The organism is Mycobacterium sp. 3-98 (genome assembly GCF_035918355.1).
GTDB classification, from domain to species: Bacteria; Actinomycetota; Actinomycetes; order Mycobacteriales; family Mycobacteriaceae; genus Mycobacterium; species Mycobacterium intracellulare.
This window is the reverse complement of record NZ_CP142360.1, coordinates 4,032,908-4,045,898: the sequence shown is the minus strand read 5'-3', so window position 1 is coordinate 4,045,898 and position 12,991 is coordinate 4,032,908. Positions and strand designations below refer to the sequence as shown.

Genomic DNA, 12,991 nt, shown 5'->3' with positions numbered 1-12,991 from the left:
GGGACGGCGGGTATGGGACTGGCGGCAGCGCGGGCGCTGGCTCGCGAGGGTGCGTCGGTCGTCGTGGTCGGGCGCGACCCACAGCGAGGAAAGAACGCCGCGGAAGAAGTCGCCGCAGCGGGTGCGGCCTCGGCGCATGACCTGGTCTTCGACGTGAGTCAGCCCGGAGCGGCAGTGGCCGCGGTCGACGAGGCAGTGCGGCTTCTCGGCAGGCTCGACGGCATCGCGGTCACTATGGGCACCGCCGGAATGATGCCGATCGACTCCGACGACGCCGCCTGGGACGCCGCGTTTCACGACGTCTTGCTAGCCACCGTCCGCAGCGTGCAGGCGGCACTGCCACACCTCGCGGTCAACGGAGGCGCGATCGTGACCACCGCCGCGTACTCGGCGCGCTCGCCGCACGAGCCCCGGCTGCCCTACGCCAGCCTGAAGGCGGCCGTTGCCACCTTCACCCGCGGAATCGCGCGCACCCATGGCAAATCGGGCATCCGGGCGAACAGCGTAGCCCCCGGCGCCGTGGAAACCGATGCGCTGCATGCCATCCGGGGATACGTCGCCGAAAGCAAGGGCTATCCCTACGACGAGGCCCTCGAGCGGGCACTGGTGGAGGATTTCGGGTTCGACGCCGCGCTCGGGCGCCCCGGACAGCCCGATGAGATCGGCGCTCTGATCGCCTTCCTGCTGTCGGACGTCTGCGCGTTCGTCACCGGCCAGACCATCTACGCCGACGGTGGCGCGCCCTAGTAACGAACTCAGGCCGTCGGCAGCGGCCCGGCCAGCCCGCGGGGCGAAGTGCCGTAGAGCCAGCTGACGGCCTGTCCGATCTCCGAAAAGGCTAGGGAGAAACCGTCTTTGGCGTGGTAGGCGCCAGGAGCCTCGGTAAAGCCCTCGATGCGGGTCAGCTTGTCGCCGTTGATACGCAGGATCTGCCCGGTGAGCCACGACGACTGCGCCGATTGCAGCCAGGCCACCACAGCGGAGCTGCGGGCGGGATCCAGCGCGGGATCGTCAGCCCGGGCGCCGAAGACATCGGCGGTCATTCGCGACATCGCCAGTGGCGAGATCGCATTGACTGCAACACCGTAACGTTGTGCCTCCATCGCGGTGACGAGCGTCAGGTTGGCGATCGCGGCCTTGGCCGCGCCGTAAGCGCTCTGCCCGACATTGCCCCACAAGCCCGCGCCGGACACCGTATTGACGACGTGCGCGTCAATCGGGTTGCCTGCCTTGAACTGAGCGCGCCAGTACTCGCAGGCATGTCGGGTGACCGCGAAGGTACCTTTGAGATGTACGGCGATGACGGCGTCCCAATCGGCCTCACTGGAGGCGGCCACCATGGAATCGCGCAGGATGCCCGCGTTGTTCACCACTCCGGTCAGGCAACCGAAAGTGTCGATGGCGGTGGAGATCATGTCGGCGACGTCGTCCCACGCCGACACCGAACCCGTGTGCGCGACGGCCTTGCCGCCGGACGCCTCGATCTCGGCGACGACGTCCGCCGCGGGACCTTCCTCGTCACTGCTTGAGCCATCCCTGCCGACACCTGGATCGTTCACCACGACGGCCGCACCCTGCTTGGCCAACTCGAGGCAGTGGGCTCGGCCGATTCCCCGGCCGCCGCCCGTCACCAAAACGACCTTGCCGGTCAGTGGACCTTCAGGCATGCTCGTTAGCCCCTTCACTTCGAGAACAATTCGGTGATGAGTTGCCGGCGTTGCGACCAGTCTGCTGCGCGCAGGTCGACGTATCCGGACTCGGTAACGATGACGTCCACGTCATGGGCGGGCGTGGAGGCGGGACGGCTGAGCTGCTCGACGAGCGGTGAGCGTCCGTTCAGCTGAGTCGGAACGGCGATGATCGACAGACCGCCGCGGCTCATCCTCGCGGCGGCGCAATAGTCGGGGTGGCCGCCGATGCCACCGATTACCTTGTCGCCCAAGCCTTCGACGTTGATCTGCCCGTATAGGTCGATCTCGATGGCGGTGTTCACTGCGACCAGCGGTGACCCGCGCGACAGCCGGGTGAGGTCGTGGGTGTAGTCGAGTCCGCGCAGGATCCGGCGCCCGTCGGCCCAGTCGTAGAGCGCGTCGCTGCCCAGCAGATACGTCGCCGACGGAGTGCCCGCCAACAGGCCGCGCCGGTCCAAGTCGACGACGGCGTCGGTGAGTAGCCCGGTGTCGATATACAACGGTACCTGTGCCTGTCGCAGCAGTGCGGTGCCGAGCTGGCCGGGCCCGTACTGGATCCGGGCGCCCTCTGGCAGCAACCGCAATACCGCATCGGCGAGCGCCTCGTGGATCGGCTCGGGCTCGCGCTGCGGTACTCGTAGTGGGCCGCCCCGCACAGTGCCAAGTACCTCGAGGCCCGGCGGGCCGAGTCCAGGCTCGGCAGCCGCTGCGGGCGCCGAGGTGTCGATGATCGCGAGAGTCCTTGTCCCGCTGTCGGTTACCGCGCGCTGCCAGGACACCTCGGTGCTGAAGTGCAGCAAGCCATCCCGGCGGACCAGCCGGGTGAGCAGCACGTCGGGCCGCAGCACATCGGCCAGCAGGGCGGGAATCGCCGCCAGCCGCGTCGGCAGGAACCGCGCCTTCGGGCTGCGCAGCACCTCACGCACACCCCACCCGGGCATCAACGCAACCACCTCACCGAACGCGTCTGCGTCGAGGCCGTCGATCGGGGCGGGCAGCCAGCCCAGTACCAGCCGCACCGAGCCGACCTCCCTGGCCGCGGCGCTCAGCGCCGCGCCGACCGAGCCGCCGTCGTCAAGGCAGCCCAGCGCGCCAACTCCGTCGCCGAGGGCAACCGTCATTCCGGGGCGCAGCGCAGCGCGCAACGCGGCGGTGAAGTCGACCCTGGTCAAAGGGTTCAAACCCGCTGTCATCGCGGTTCTTTGGGAAGTCCGAGCACTCGCTCGCCGAGGATGTTGCGCTGAATCTCGCTGGTTCCGCCCAGGATAGTCTGCGCTCGACCGATCAGCATGTGGTGCACCAGGCCGTCCTCCTCGGGGTCGGTGCACGCGTCGGTACCGAGCACCTCGGTGGCCATGTCACCCAGGTCCTGATCGGTTTCCGAGGTCATCAGCTTGAGTACCGAGAAGGCCGGCGACGTCAGGTCACCCGAGTCGATGGCGCGCTGCCAGGTGAACCGCAGCAGCCACATCCTGGCCCACAATCGGGTCATCGACCTGGACAGCACCGGGTCGAGCAGGTCGTGGTCACGGGCCGCATCGACCATGCGCTCGTGCAACCGGAACATCGATACGGCCTGCGAACCCAACGTCAGGCGCTCACGGCCCAGCGTCACCATCGCCACTGTCCAGCCCTGACCGACTTCACCGATCAGGGCGTCTTCGTCGAGCTCGGCGCCGTCGAAGAAGACTTCGTTGAATTTGCTCTCACCGTCCATCTGGGTCAGTGGGCGCACCGTCACCCCCGGGATATCCATGGGCACAACGAACATCGACAAGTCACGGTGCTTGTCCGGGCCGGTGCGGGCGAGCAGCAGCCCGAAGCGGGCCGAGGCGGCCGCCGAACTCCACACCTTCTGACCATCGATCCGCCAGCCGGTCGTGGTGCGCTCGGCACGGGTACGCACACCGGCGAGGTCTGACCCGGCGCCAGGCTCGGAGAAGAGCTGACACCAGACATCGTCGCCCAGCCTGATCGGCTCCAGGTAGCGATCCTTCTGTTCCTGGCTGCCGAACTTGATCAGCACCGGTCCGACCAGGTCAGCGCCGGTGATGTTGAGCTGACGGGGCACTTCGGCTCGCGCGCACTCCTCGGCGAAGACGGCCTGGTACGTCACTGTTGCTGCGGCACCGCCGAACTCGCGCGGCCAGTGCAGACACGCGTAGCCGTGGTCGGCCAGGTAGCGGTGCCAGACCCGGCCGGCTTCGACGTCGTCCGCGGTGGGAGTGGGCCCGTAGTTCCGGAGGCCGGCCGGCCTGGGTGCGTTGTCCAGGAAAGAGCGGATCTCCGCGCGTAGGGCGTCGACATCGTTGAGCTCTTTCGTCACTTCTGGCGAAGCCGGCGGCTGAGTCGACGGGTCCAGCGTCGATAGCCGGTCCCAGTGCTGGCCCGGGGCGCCGAGGAGCACCTCGTCCGTGCGGGCGCGCCGGAAGTACAGGTGTGCGGAATCCTCCCAGGTAAAGCCGATGCCGCCGTGAATCTGGACGTTTGCCTTAGTCGCGTTGCGCAGCGCCTCTGAGCAGACCGCCTTGGCCATGCTCGCCCGCCAGCCCGCTTCGCCGACGGCCGCGGAGTCCGGATCGTCGAGAGCTTCCAGGGCCGCCTGTGAGGCCGAGCGCGCCCACTCGAGATCGACCAGCATGTCGGCGCACTTGTGCTTGATGGCCTGAAAGCTGCCGATCTGCCGTCCGAACTGCTCACGCGTGCGGGCATAGTCGGTGGCGATCTCGAGCACTCGCTCGCAGGCGCCGACCTGTTCGGCCGAGAGCACCGCCAGCGCAATGTCGACGTTGCGGTCGACGACGTCGCCAAGGGGTGCGTCGCCGGACAGCCGCAGCGCCGGCGCCGAGCTCAGCGTGATGGTGGCCATCGGCCTGGTGCGGTCGAGCACGCGTTCGGCCTTCGCGACGACGCTGTCGATAGTCGGGTCGAGCAGGAACACCGCCGGCTCGCCATCTTCGTCGATGGCGACCACGACGAGGTCGTCGGCAACGGAGCCGCCCAGCACGTGGCGTACCGTGCCGTCGATGTTCCAATCATCCCCGGCGCGAGCTGCTCGCAGGGTCACCGCGGACCGTCGCCACAACCCGCCGTCGCCGGTAAGGGCTGCGGCGGCGGTGCGGCGACCTTCGATGAGCCCGGTGAGTCGCTTGTCCGCATCCGGGTCGCGCTCGGTCAGGTCGAGCAGCAGGCCGGTGGCCAGCACCGTGGAACTGACGAACGGCACCGGGGCCAGCGCGCGGCCGAGTTCGTGGGCGACCACACCCAGCGCGGACACTCCGTAACCTGCGCCGCCCAGGTGTTCGGGCAGCGCGATGCCGGCCACCCCCACCTGGTTGCACAGCACGTCCCACAGCACCGTGTCGAAGCCGGAATGCCCGTCTCCGCCGCCGCGGTTGCCCTCGGCGTATGCGACGGCGCGCACTCGGTCCTCGGATGCCAGTCGCTCACAGGCGGAGCGCACCGATTGCGCGAGTTCCTGACGCTCGTCAGCGGACAACGCCGTCATCGGGTTCCTCCTGCGATCTGCCGGGCCAGCTCGGACTTGGCGACCTTGCCGAGCCCTGTCAGCGGGAACTCGTCGACGAGGACGAGCCGCTCGGGCCACTTCTGCTTCATCAGCCCGCGTTGGTCGAGGAACGTGCAGAGTTCATCGAGGGTGACGGCGCGATGGCGTGGCGAACGACGCACGACCGCGCATACCAACTCGCCGCGCAGTTCGTCGGGCTGGCCGAGCACGGCGATTTCGTCAACCAGGGGGTGGGCCAGCAGTTCGTTCTCGATCTCGTCAGGGGCAACGTTCTCGCCCTTGCGAATGATCAAATCCTTGGTGCGGCCGGTGACCACGATGCGCCCGTCCGGGCGAAGGTGGCCCCGGTCGCCGCTGCGGAACCACCCGTCGGCGGTGAGCGCGTCGGCCCACTGGTCGTGCTGCAGATATCCCGGTGTCAGGTTGGCGCCGCGCAACTCGATCTCGCCGTTCGCCCCGATCCGCACCTGTGATCCAGGGATGGGCCGGCCGGCGCTGTTGGCCAGTTGTTCGTCGGTGTCGGTGGCCTCGCTGACGCAGATCATCGGCGCCTCGGTCATTCCGTAGGCATGCACGACGGGTACGCGTAGGTGTTCACGCACCTGCTTGTGCACCTCGGGCGGACACGGGGCACCCCCGCCGATCAGCATCCGCAGCGACGGCACCAGCAATTCGGTTGTCGGCGCGGCCATCTGGGCGGCCAGCAGCATCTGGTAGAACGCGGTGCTCGCTCCGGTCACCGTCACCTGATGTTCGGCGAGCACCCGGGGCAGGTCGGCTGCGGAAACTTTGGGGATGAGCACCACGGGAAAGTCGCCGAACAGAGCGGTCGCGAGGTAGACCATGCCGCCGATGTGTGCGATGGGAAAGGCGATCGTGCCGACTTCCCGCGGATGGCTGCCCACGCCGAGATGCGCGACATAACCGCGGGCGGCGCTGAGCAAGGTGGCGTCGGAGTGGCGGACGGCTTTCGGGCGGCCGGTGGTGCCCGACGTGAAGTACACCCAGCGCGGCTCCGTTGCGGAGGGGAGCGCTTCGTACTCGGCGCTTGTGGCCGGTGACGTCTGGAGTCGGCGGACAAGGTCGGCAGGCAACGTGATTGTCGGTAGCCCTGGTGCGGCATTGGCGGCCGTCGACTCATCAACCAGCAGGATGTCAGCGCGCGCGACGTCGACCGCCGCGCACACCTCGCGGCACCGATAGAGGTGTAACACCGGGGCCTGCACAACGGGCATGCGGGCCAGCGCCAGCATCACCACCGCCGCGTTGACGTGTGAGGGTAGCTGCCAGGCGACCGTCATGCCGGGACGTACACCGGCATCCGCCAGCCATCCCGCGGCAGCCGAAGCCAGTCCGGCGACCCGCGACACGGTGAGTGTCTCGCCGTCGACGTCGCGCAGCAGCGGACGATCCGGCCGGCCGGCGGCACACTCGTCCAGCAGCCCGGCGATGGTGCCAGCCGTCACCGCGTTCTCCCGTCCCGGCCGGCCGTCAGCCCACCCGCGGCCCGGGCGTGAAACTGACCGGCAGTTCGCGCACGGCGTACACCTCGCCCGCGTCCTCGAACAGTTTCGCCTCACCGGCCAACTCGAAGTCGGGTAGCCGCTTGAGCACCTGGGTGATCATCACGTCGAACATCAGCTTGGCATAGTGCGAGCCAAGGCAGCGGTGCATGCCCACACCGAAAGCCATGTGCTTCTTGGCATTTGGGCGATCGAGGTCGAGTTCGTCGGGGTTCTCGAACATTGCGGGGTCACGGTTCGCCGCAGCCCACATCAGGATCGCCCGGTCGCCCTGGCACAGGTGTTGGCCGTGAAAGTCGGCGTCGCGCGAGACGGTGCGCGCCAGGCCGAGCGTCGGCGTGTACAGGCGCAGCAGCTCATCGGTGGACTTCTTCACCAGGCTCGGATCAGCGGTGAACTTGGCGCGCAGCTCGGCGTCCTTGCACAGCCGCAACAGCACATTGGCGGTGAAGCCACTGGTGGTGTCCATACCACCGAGCATCATCAGCACGGTGTACATGGTGATCTGGCCATCGTCGAGCGGTTCGCCGTTCAGCGTCCCGCGCAGGATGTCGCTGAACAGGTCATCACCGAGTCCCTCGGCCCGACGCTGCTCCATGTGCTTGACGATCTCGCCGAACATCTCCATCCCCGCGATTCCGGCCTTCTCCGGGTCATGGGCACGGTCGTGCACGGTGGTGTGCACCCAGCCGACCCAGTCCATGAACCGCGACTCGTCGAAGTTCAACAGCCGCAAGATCAACCGCGCCGGCAGCGGCGTCGTAAGCTCACCGACCAGGTCACACTCACCGCGCTCGATGAAGGCGTCGATCGCCTCATTGGTCATCTCGATGGCTGACTCACGAAACCGTTCCGCCGAACCCGGCGAGAACCGCTTGAGGGTGACCTCGCGCAACTCCTGGGTCTCGGGAGGATCCGACTCGATCGGCAGGATCGGCAAGGGCAGCTCACTGGCGGGCACACCGACCGAGGGGAAAGAGTTGAACAGGTCGTCGTCGCGGGCCGCTTCGAAAACCGATGCGTAGTCGACCAGCGCCCAGAAGCCTTCGTAGTGCTCGGAATGTGCTACTGGACAGCCTGATTCGCGCATCTCACGGAACCGGCCGTAGGGGTCATCGCGAAACTCGGGCGAGTGGTGGTCGAGGTCGACCTCGGCGCGCGGGCGCGATTCCGCCTGGGTGTCGGTCATCGGCAGTACTCCCTTCGGGATGGCGGCTACTTGGACAAGATGGCGACGGCTGCGGTTCCGGGTGCCCCGTACAGCTGGGCCAGCCCGACCTGCGGATCGTTCGGCACCTGACGGTCACCCGCGATGCCACGCAACTGCTGGACCAGCTCGTAGACCTGACGTAGGCCGGACGCGCCGACCGGTTCGCCGTTCGCCAGCAGGCCGCCGTCGGTGTTGATAGGCAGCCGTCCGCCGATCTTGGTGGCGCCGTCAGCGAGCAGCGCCTCCTGTTCGCCGTCCTTGCACAGCCCCGTCTCGGCCATGTGGATGATCTCGGAACCCGAGTCGGTGTCCTGCAATTGCGCGACGTCGACGTCCTCGGGACCTATCCCGGCCAGCTCGTAGGCGGCGCGGGCGGCCTCGGCGGTGGTGCCGGGCACGATCGGCAGCTCGATCGAGGTACGCAGCAGTTCGTAGGCGCCTTCGCGGCGGCTGCGCAGCGCGGTGGAGCGCAGGTAGATCGGAGAGTCGGTGTACTGCTTGGCTTTATCGGCCCGGCACACCACGACGGCGGCAGCGCCTTCGTTCGGGTTGCAGTACATGTATTGACGCAGCGGTGCGTTCACGACCGGAGAGCTCAGGATCGCGTCGACGCTCATCGGCTTGCGGCGCCATGCATGCGGCGCCAGCGCGCCGTTGTCGAAGTTCTTGGCGGCAACGCGGGCCAGGGTCTCCTCGGTGATGCCGTGATCGTGCATGTAGCGCATGATCTTGGTGCCGAAGTAATGCGTGGTCAGGAACATGCCCTGATCGCCGTACCACTGCGGCAACCCCGATACCGACGGGTCGGCGCCGAAGGCGCCGCGCGGGTGCTTGTCCAGCCCGACCCCGACCGCAATGTCGGCTTCGCCGAGTTGGACGTCTCGCGCGGCGAGGGTCAACAGCGAGTTTCCGGTCGCGCAGCCGCTCAACGTGGCCCGCGCCGGGAGGCCAGTCATCCCTGCCAACCCCGTCACCGCCTCGGGATTGGCCACCTCGAGGCTGCCCGCATACAGGCTGCCCACGTCGGACCACGCCACCCCGGCATCGCGCAGTGCCCTGCTGATCGCCACGGCGCCCATCTCCAGTGCCGACCGGTCCTCGTACCGCCCGAACGGGTGAAGGCCGACACCGATGATGGCGATCTCGGGCCTGCTGCTCATTGTGTTCCCTTCAGCATGCGTCACTGTCGAACCCGCCGTCGACGGGAGCGCGCGTTGACTCAGATACCACTAAGCCTATAACTATATATCTGATTAGTCGGTGCGGGTCTAGAATCGGGTCGCTACGCACTAACGGCGTTAGGGCATCAACTCGCAGGTGAGGGCTGAGGGGCGTTGAGTATTTCGTTGCTGCTGGAGATGGCGGCGTCGGGTGATCCCGGCCGGGTTGCCGTGGTGGACGGCGACATTCGATTGACCACTGCCGACCTCGGCGAGCTCGCCGACGGCGGTGCAGGTGTTATCGCCGCATCCGGGGCATCCCATGTCGCTTACGTCGGCACCGGCGGAGCACTACTCCCGCTGCTGCTGTTCTCTTCGGCGCGCGCGAACACGGCGTTCACGCCACTGAATTATCGGCTGAGTCCAGAGGGGCTGCGCGAACTCATCGATCGGCTGGCCTCGCCGTTGGTCGTGGTCGACGCCGAGTACCGCGATATCGTGGCCGGTTTCGGCCAGCCGGTGATGACGTCCGACGAGTTCATCGAGACCGCGCGATCCACCGAGCCCGTCTCGGTCTTCGCCGACCCCGACGACGTGGCGGTCGTGTTGTTCACCTCGGGTACCACGTCGCGGCCCAAAGCCGTTGAGCTGACTCACAACAACCTGACCAGTTATGTCACCGGCACTGTCGAATTCGGTTCCGCCGATCCCGCCGATGCGGCGCTGGTGTGCGTCCCGCCATATCACATCGCGGGGGTCGGGGCCGCATTGTCAAACCTGTATGCCGGACGGGCGATCGTGTACCTGCGCCGGTTCGATCCGCACGAATGGGTTCGACTGGTCCGCGACGAGCGGGTCACCACCGCAACGGTGGTGCCGACCATGCTGTCCCGCATCGTGGCGGTCCTCGAGCAGCAGTCTGCCGAGCTTCCGACGCTGCGCAACTTCGCGTACGGCGGATCGAAGGTGGCGCGACCCCTGGTCCGAAGGGCGCTCGACCTGCTACCGCAGGTCGGCTTCGTCAACGCCTACGGGCTGACCGAGACCAGTTCGACCATTGCGGTGCTCACACCCGAGGACCATCGCCTGGCCCACGAGGCGCGAGACGACGCCGTCGCCCGTCGACTGACTTCGGTCGGTCGACCGGTCCCCGGCATCGAGGTGCAGATTCGCGCGGAGGACGGCACCGTGCTAGGGCCGGGCGAGACGGGTGAGCTGTTCGTTCGCGGCCCTCAGGTCTCGGGCCGTTACACCGAGATCGGTTCGGTGCTCGATGCGCAGGGCTGGTTCGCGACCAGGGACGTCGCGATGCTGGATGAGGATGGCTACCTGTTCATCGGAGGGCGGTCCGACGACACCATCATCCGCGGCGGCGAGAATATCGCCCCGTCGGAGGTCGAGGACGTGCTCATTGAGCACCCCGATGTCCGCGAGGTTGTCGTCGTCGGGCTGGATGACGCCGAGTGGGGGCAGGCCATCGTAGCGGTGATCGTGCCCGAGTCAGACACCGCGCCGGCACCTGAGCAGTTGCGCGAGTTCGCCCGCAGCAAGCTGCGCGGGTCCCGCACGCCGGACCGCATCGTGTTCCGGGATGAGCTGCCGACCACGCCGACCGGCAAGGTGCTGCGCCGGGAGATCCTCGAAGACCTCAAGCCGGCGGCAGCCGAGCACTGAATCCGTCTCCCAGACAACAACAAGGAGTCCGACATGATCAAGAACGGCACGCGCATGCAGAGCCAGGTGTGTGACACCCAGGTGATCGTCGTCAAAGCCGCTGAGAGCCTGGACGATCTGCGTTGCGGGGGCCGGCCCATGCTGCCGCTGGACGCCGAGCGGCCTGCCGACGCCGCGCCCGACCCAGCCTTCGCCGACGGCAGCACGATGGGCAAGCGGTACGTCGACGACGGCGACGCCGAGGTGCTGGTCACCAAGGCCGGCGCCGGTTCACTCAGCGTCGGGACGACGCCGCTGGTGCTCAAGGAAGCCAAGCCGCTGCCGGCGAGCGACTGATAGACAATGACACATCTAGGCCGCGGCGCGTACGCCGCTGGGCCGTTACCTCCGTCGAACGTCCCGTGGATGGTGGAGGTTGGCGGGTGGATCGCCTTCGGCCTGGTGGCCGTGTTCCTGCTCTACCGCTGGCGCAAGAATGGCCGGCCCGACACGGCTGCGCTGCTGTTCATCGGGTGCTTCACCATGTGGTGGCAGGAGTTCTACGCCGACTGGGGTGCTTACCTGTACTACAACCCGGATCTGGCGCTGCTGCCCTGGGGAAAGACCCCGTACACCACCCCCAACAAACCGGTGTACGTGCTGGCCGGCTACGGCTGGTTCTTTGCCGGCGGATTCGCAGCCGTGTTGAACCTGTTCCGATGGTTCCGGCGTCGCTATCCCTCAGCGAACTACCTTGCCGCCCTGGCGATCACCGTGTTCGTTCCGTTCATCCTCTGGAACTTCGTGACGGCGGACGGAGTTTCCTACGTGACGAACTGGTTCCAGTACCTGGAATCGATCGGACCGACCATCCACACCCACAAGGGTGGTCTGCAGCTGATCTATCAAGGTGTCCCGCTGGCCATCTTCGCCGTCGCAGTGGTCGCCAGCCTCGACCGGCGCGACGTCGCCGGGCGCACGTGGTTCGAGCGGATGCTGGGCGTGCGACCCGTCATCACCAGCTGGGCGCAGCGCGCACGCCAGGTCGTCGCCTGGATCGTCGGGATGAACGTCCTGTACGCGGTGTTCCTGACCCTCCCGCTAGTGATCGCGCGCATCCTGTTCTTCCCAGACCATCCCTGGGTGCCCAACCCGTGACGTCCGAGCAGGCGATCGATGCGTGGATCGCCAATCACGGTCACCTCAGCGCAGCCGGCCTTCGATGAACACGCTTTCCGGGACGGCGGCATCGAGGCCTGCCGGGACGGCTCGGTTGCTTGCGGCCATCAGATCCTCTGCGCTCGTCGCAGCGGTGACAGTCCAGCCATGCGCTTGCAGCCAGTCGACGACCTCGGTTCGCTCTTCTTCATAGAGCAGGTTGCCAGACTCGGTAATGTCTTTGCCGCCCAGCCTGATTGCGGCCTGTCGGTAGCGTTCCGTCTGCTCCTCGCGGCGCGCGAAACTCTCTGGGCTGAAGAACTCGTTGGTGAACGCTTCGACCGCGACACGGCTCCCGGGAGCGCTGAGCGACTGGATTCGATCGAACAACAGGCCCTGGGCATCGGCTGTTAGATAAGGCAACAGCCCTTCCGCCGACCACGCCGTCGGGGCCGACGCGTCAAACCCGGCCTGCGCCAGTGCCTTCGGCCAATCCAGACGGAGGTCGATGCCGACGCTGACATGAGAAGCGATCGGGTCGACCGCATGCGATTTCAAGGTGCCGATCTTGAATTCCAGCACCTTCGGCTGATCGATCTCGTAGACCACACACCCAGCCGGCCAGGCGAGTCGCCAGGCGCGTGAGTCCAGACCGGCCGCCAGGATCACGATCTGCCGGATACCTTCGCCGGCCGCCGCCAGAAAGTAGTCGTCGAAGAACTTCGTCCGGCACGCCGTATAGCCCAGCATCGCCTGCATCCGGTCCTCGAATTGTGGATCGGCACCGACCAATTCGGCCGGTAACTCATCGTCCAGATAAACCCGCCAGATGCCGTCGCCGGCCGCTTCGAGGAACAGTTTTGCGTAGGGATCGCTGATCAGCGGATCGGCGCTTCTGGTCTCCGCGGCCCGCCCGCCGGCAACCCCTAACGCGGTAGCGCCGACGCTCTCATTGATGTCCCACGTGTCATTGTCGGTTCTGGCCATCACGGTCCCTTTCGTGGCTCTCGGCGAAACGAGCTATTCCGAGCCTACCCGAAAAGTTAGCCGTGCTTACTAAATGGACC

11 protein-coding genes and 1 pseudogene are annotated in these 12,991 nt (G+C 67.0%); 4 read left to right on the top strand and 8 right to left on the bottom strand.

Translation table 11 applies throughout. From position 1 onward, the window contains the following. The first annotated feature begins 12 nt into the window (after positions 1–12). On the top strand, positions 13–747 hold the full coding sequence (locus tag QGN30_RS19070) for an SDR family NAD(P)-dependent oxidoreductase (protein ID WP_009953763.1): 735 nt from the start codon (positions 13–15) through the stop codon (positions 745–747). An 8-nt stretch (positions 748–755) separates the two neighbouring features. Here the strand turns inward: QGN30_RS19070 and QGN30_RS19065 are convergent, their stop codons facing one another. From QGN30_RS19065 to QGN30_RS19035, 7 genes and pseudogenes are all read right to left on the bottom strand, one after another. Next, positions 756–1,667, bottom strand: a complete 912-nt coding sequence (locus QGN30_RS19065; RefSeq protein ID WP_009953764.1) for an SDR family NAD(P)-dependent oxidoreductase — start codon at positions 1,665–1,667, stop codon at positions 756–758. A 14-nt stretch (positions 1,668–1,681) separates the two neighbouring features. After that, positions 1,682–2,884 carry an acetyl-CoA hydrolase/transferase C-terminal domain-containing protein gene (locus QGN30_RS19060; RefSeq protein WP_014382030.1) on the bottom strand — a complete coding sequence of 401 codons (1,203 nt, stop codon included), beginning with the start codon at positions 2,882–2,884 and terminating at the stop codon, positions 1,682–1,684. Next, a complete protein-coding gene (locus QGN30_RS19055; RefSeq protein ID WP_036390527.1) occupies positions 2,881–4,017 on the bottom strand; it encodes an acyl-CoA dehydrogenase family protein in 1,137 nt (378 codons plus the stop codon). The genes QGN30_RS19060 and QGN30_RS19055 overlap by 4 nt, the downstream gene beginning before the upstream one ends. A gap of 126 nt (positions 4,018–4,143) precedes the next feature. Beyond that, positions 4,144–5,199 (bottom strand): annotated as a pseudogene (locus QGN30_RS19050) (acyl-CoA dehydrogenase family protein); the annotation flags it as partial. After that, complete coding sequence (locus QGN30_RS19045) at positions 5,196–6,686, bottom strand: class I adenylate-forming enzyme family protein (protein WP_009953768.1); 1,491 nt, start codon at positions 6,684–6,686, stop codon at positions 5,196–5,198. The pseudogene QGN30_RS19050 and the gene QGN30_RS19045, both read right to left, overlap by 4 nt. Before the next feature lie 25 nt (positions 6,687–6,711). Further along, positions 6,712–7,932: a cytochrome P450 gene (locus tag QGN30_RS19040; RefSeq protein ID WP_009953770.1), complete on the bottom strand. Its 1,221-nt coding sequence runs from the start codon at positions 7,930–7,932 to the stop codon at positions 6,712–6,714. Positions 7,933–7,958: 26 nt separating this feature from the next. Beyond that, positions 7,959–9,113 carry a thiolase family protein gene (locus QGN30_RS19035; protein ID WP_009953771.1) on the bottom strand — a complete coding sequence of 385 codons (1,155 nt, stop codon included), beginning with the start codon at positions 9,111–9,113 and terminating at the stop codon, positions 7,959–7,961. A gap of 174 nt (positions 9,114–9,287) precedes the next feature. On the opposite strand from QGN30_RS19035, the gene QGN30_RS19030 reads away from it, so the two are divergent. The 3 genes from QGN30_RS19030 (at position 9,288) to QGN30_RS19020 (ending at position 11,924) form a co-directional block, all read left to right on the top strand. After that, the gene (locus QGN30_RS19030; protein WP_014379521.1) at positions 9,288–10,787 is read left to right on the top strand and encodes a class I adenylate-forming enzyme family protein; all 1,500 of its coding nucleotides are present in this window, start codon (positions 9,288–9,290) and stop codon (positions 10,785–10,787) included. Between the two features lie 33 nt (positions 10,788–10,820). After that, entirely contained in the window at positions 10,821–11,123 is a 303-nt protein-coding gene (locus QGN30_RS19025) for a hypothetical protein (RefSeq protein ID WP_009953773.1), read from the top strand. A 69-nt stretch (positions 11,124–11,192) separates the two neighbouring features. After that, on the top strand, positions 11,193–11,924 hold the full coding sequence (locus QGN30_RS19020; protein ID WP_009953774.1) for a spirocyclase AveC family protein: 732 nt from the start codon (positions 11,193–11,195) through the stop codon (positions 11,922–11,924). A 45-nt stretch (positions 11,925–11,969) separates the two neighbouring features. On the opposite strand, the gene QGN30_RS19015 is transcribed toward QGN30_RS19020, so the two are convergent. Continuing rightward, positions 11,970–12,911, bottom strand: a complete 942-nt coding sequence (locus tag QGN30_RS19015) for a class I SAM-dependent methyltransferase (protein ID WP_009953775.1) — start codon at positions 12,909–12,911, stop codon at positions 11,970–11,972. Positions 12,912–12,991: the final 80 nt, after the last annotated feature.